This window comes from Mangrovimonas sp. ST2L15, from assembly GCF_001280515.1.
GTDB lineage: Bacteria > Bacteroidota > Bacteroidia > Flavobacteriales > Flavobacteriaceae > Mangrovimonas > Mangrovimonas futianensis.
On the sequence record NZ_LBIQ01000021.1, the window covers coordinates 1 to 4356 of the forward strand.

Annotated in this window: 3 protein-coding genes; 2 read left to right on the top strand and 1 reads right to left on the bottom strand. The window is 36.4% G+C overall.

Going from position 1 to position 4356, the window contains the following annotated elements; translation table 11 throughout:
* On the top strand, positions 1 to 212 hold a 212-nt coding region (locus tag ZA07_RS15845), incomplete at its 5' end, for a type IX secretion system membrane protein PorP/SprF (RefSeq protein ID WP_157492033.1).
* Positions 213 to 215: 3 nt separating this feature from the next.
* On the opposite strand, the gene ZA07_RS02355 is transcribed toward ZA07_RS15845, so the two are convergent.
* The gene (locus ZA07_RS02355) at positions 216 to 701 is read right to left on the bottom strand and encodes a histidine phosphatase family protein (RefSeq protein ID WP_053970137.1); all 486 of its coding nucleotides are present in this window, start codon (positions 699 to 701) and stop codon (positions 216 to 218) included.
* Positions 702 to 1168: 467 nt separating this feature from the next.
* Here ZA07_RS02355 and ZA07_RS16350 point away from each other — a divergent pair.
* Positions 1169 to 4356 (top strand): PKD domain-containing protein (locus ZA07_RS16350; RefSeq protein WP_157492034.1); only part of this gene is annotated, 3188 nt, incomplete at its 3' end.

Here is a 4356-nt window from a genome sequence, read left to right on the forward strand (position 1 = left end):
GGTTCCTGAACGACCAGTTCTTCAAACCGCTGAACATTGGGCCCATGGCAGGGATCATGAAGTCCAAGTTCTATTTTGCATACTCGTACCAGATCACCATGAACGACCTGATAGGCTACAACTCCGGCACACACATGATCACAATTGGCATTGATTTCCTACAGGGACTCTCGGACTGCCCGTGTACAGCAAGCAAACATAGAATGTATTAGTGGTTACTTTAAATCCCTAGGATAAATAGACATTACTGTTTTTCCCTTTCTCAACTGAGACCAAGAATCTATATCAAACTCTATCATTGTTAACCCCGATGTAGGAACATTCCCAGTATACTTATTCCCAAATTCATTTACAAAAGCTGTAATGGCATGATTATGACCAAAAATCATAATAAAATTTAAATCTTCAGGAATCGACTTAATGAATTTCAATAGTTCAATTCCACTAAAATCATATAATTCTGGTTTTAAAAGAAATAATGAATCCTCAATTTCTAAAACTTTTTTAAAAATTTCGGCTGTTTTTTTGGCCCTTTCAGCATCACTGGAGAAAATTATTTCAGGTTTTAAATTATAGGATTTAAACTCATTTGAGACTAACAATGCATCGTTCCTTCCCCTATTTTTTAAGGGTCTTTGGTGATCTATAACATCATATTCCCATGATGATTTAGCGTGTCTTACAATTATTAACCGTTTCATACAATCGATAAAGTGTTAATTTTTTTCGACAAACTGTTGTTTATTTCAGACAAAAAGCTTAGTTTGGCACTCTCAAATTTACTTAAAATAAATTATAAGCTATTAATTATGAACAAAAAAGACCTACAATCCCAACAAAATATTAAAGATTTATAAAAAATCGCACTCGTTAAATCACAATTTTTAAACGACAAAGTGTTTTCCCACACCGCTTAATCGAATATTTTAGTGATTTGACATTTTTTTTTGATTGAGATTCAGAATCACTATTTATTTGCTCTTGTAAGCTATTAATTAAAATGATCCCCAATCAGAAAACTAGATTAGTCCATTCTGTGCTGTTTTGTCATAGCACAATTTTTCCCTCAACAAAGAATTTAGATATAGTTTGATTATTAAATATCATTTTATTGATACTTAACTAACATCGATATATAAAATTAAGTTTTGCTATAAATCTACATCTTATGAAGACAATTACTACTAAAGTAAGGTATCGAAGTCTTTTGATTCTTATGATAGGTCTTTTACACGGTTTGACCTACGCTCAAGTTAGGAATCGTGAAACCACAACTTTATTGAGCACACAATCCCCTACAACTTCAAATTTGGAAGCCAATGTAGATGGTACTGCTGCTTGTAATGCTAATGATTTTTATTTGACCGATTTTTATTTAGCAGATATAAATGGTCAACCTTTAGATAACAACTGTACTCCTGGCACACCCCAAACAGCATACATATTTGCTTATTTTGGAGCTAACACCAATGCTAACAGATACAGTTTATATCTATCTTTTGATTATTATATAAATGGTCAATTTGTAACCAGTGTATCTGATTGTTTATATCCAAACCAACCCATTCCGGTTGGTCAAAACCTTCAAGTTCAAGAATTAACATGGAATTGTGGTGATCAAGTGGAGATGGTTAACTTCTATATGGCTTGGCAAGCTAATAGTGGAGCATCCTGTGGTACGAATCCTTCGAAATGTTATTCTAACCCAACTGGTTATATAGTAAGAGCTCCTTTAATTGCTAACTTTTCTAATGAGACAGTTTGTAATTCATATCAAATAAATTTTACTGATGGTACAACTGGTGGAGACATTGACAATCCATACACATATGTATGGAATTTTGGTGATGGTACAACAGGTTCTGGAGCTAATCCAAGTCATACCTATTCAGCACCAGGAACATACAGCGTAACATTAACAGTAACAGATAATGATGGTGTTGTAGATAGCCAGACTTATGATGTCACTGTGATTCCTCTTTTATCTGGCTTAAGTTTAAGTGCAACCAATATACCTTGTAGTGGTGGAACCACTGGATCCATTACCGCTTCAGGACCAGTTGGAGGCGTACCTGGATATACTTATTCGATTAGTCCAGAACCAGCAGGATATTCTCAATCTGGTAACACTTTCAGTAATCTACCCGCTGGAACTTATACCGTTACTGCAACTGATCAAAATAACTGTACCATAAGTGCAGATATTACCATTTCTATTACAGATAATATTGTTCCAATTATTAATGCACCAACTGACTCAACATTAGAGGGGTGTTCAACAAATGATATTTCTGGCCTTGGTTATTCAGAAACCATTGTAACCATCTCTGAGAGCGATTTTATCGCTGCCGGAGGTAGTTTTACTGAAGCCAATGTCGCCTCAATAACATATCAGGATAGTTCTACAGGAACTTGTCCGATTGTCGTTACAAGAACATTTACCATTACAGATGATTGTGGGTTATCAGCATCTGATACCCAAACCATCAATATAAACGATACCATTGCTCCTGTTGCTCCAACTGCTCCATCAGATGTCACATACGAATGTATTTCTGATGTACCTGCTACTGGAGATTTAACAGCAGTAGATGCTTGTGATGGCAATATCACTGTAACAGGAAGTGATTCAACAGACAGTTCTAATCCATGTGATGTGGTTATTACCCGTACATGGACTTTTACTGATAATTGTAATAATACTTCTTCAATAACTCAAACCATTCATGTTATAGATACATTGGCTCCAGTAGCACCTGCTGCTCCTAGCAATGAATCATACCAATGTTTGGCTGACGTTCCTGCTCCAGGAAATCTAACAGCAACAGATAATTGTGTTGGAGATATCATTTCTTTGGGAGTAGATTCTATTGATAATTCTGACCCATGTAACGTCGTTATTACTAGAACTTGGACTTTTACTGATAACTGTAATAATTCTTCATCTGTATCACAAACTATTAATGTACAAGACACAGCAGCTCCAGTTGCTCCAGCAGCTCCAGCTGACACATCATATCAATGTTTAGCTGATTTACCTGCCGCAGGTGATTTAACTGCTGTAGATAATTGTGAAGGTGACATTACAGTAACTGGAACCGATTCTTTAAACAATTCTGATCCATGTAATATTGAAATTACAAGAACTTGGACATTCACAGACTCATGTAACAACTCATCTTCTATTTCACAAACAATTACCATTTCTGATACAACAGCACCAGTTGCTCCTGTAGCACCTGCCGATGAGACATTTCAATGTTTAGCTGATGTTCCTGCTCCAGGAAATTTATCAGCCACAGATAATTGTTTAGGTACTATTTCCGTTACTGGAACAGATTCAGTTGACAATACAGATCCTTGTAATATAGTTATTACCAGAACTTGGGAATTTGAAGACGATTGTAATAATACGTCCTCGATCTCACAAACAATAACAGTTTCTGATACCCTAGCACCAATTGCTCCTGCTGCACCTGCCAATATGAGTTATCAGTGTTTAGAAGATGTTCCTGCTCCTGGTGATTTATCTGCAACTGATAATTGCTCTGGAACTATTACGGTTACGGGTGTAGACTCTGTGAATGATGCTGATCCATGTAATATAACTGTTACTAGAACTTGGACTTTCACAGATGATTGTAATAACTCAAGCTCAGTAATCCAAACGATTTCTGTTTCAGATACTACGGCTCCTACTTTTACTACAGTCGCTGCAGATCAAACAGTCCTTTGTGATGGTTCTGGAAATACAAACGAATATCAAGCTTGGTTAAATACACATGCTGGTACTGTAGCCACTGATAACTGTTCTGATGTCACTTGGTCCTATAACGTATTAAATGTAATTGATCAATGCGGAAGTACTTCAACTACTTTGGTTCAATTTATCGCCACTGATGACTGTAATAATTCAAGTTCATCAACAGCATTGTTTACTATAATTGATTTGGTACCTCCTACAATGACAACTCCAGCTTCTGATTTGGTTTTGGAATGTGGTCCTGATAACACAACAGATATAAACAATTGGATTAATGCCAATGGTAACGCGCAAGCCGATGATGCTTGTAGCACTGTTACTTGGTCAAACGATTTTAACATTGATGATTTAGAAGCTTGTAATGGTGCTCTTTTGGTAACCTTTTCTGCGACAGACGATTGTGGAAACGAAGTGACAACTTCAGCTTCAATTAGTATTGAAGACAATACACCTCCTACTCTAACGTCACCTGCCTCTGACATTGCCATTGAGTGTAGTGCTGATGGTGACCAAGGTGGTATCGAAGCTTGGTTGGCTTCAAATGGTGGTGCTACTGCTACAGATAATTGTAATGGTGAGATCACTTGGACAAA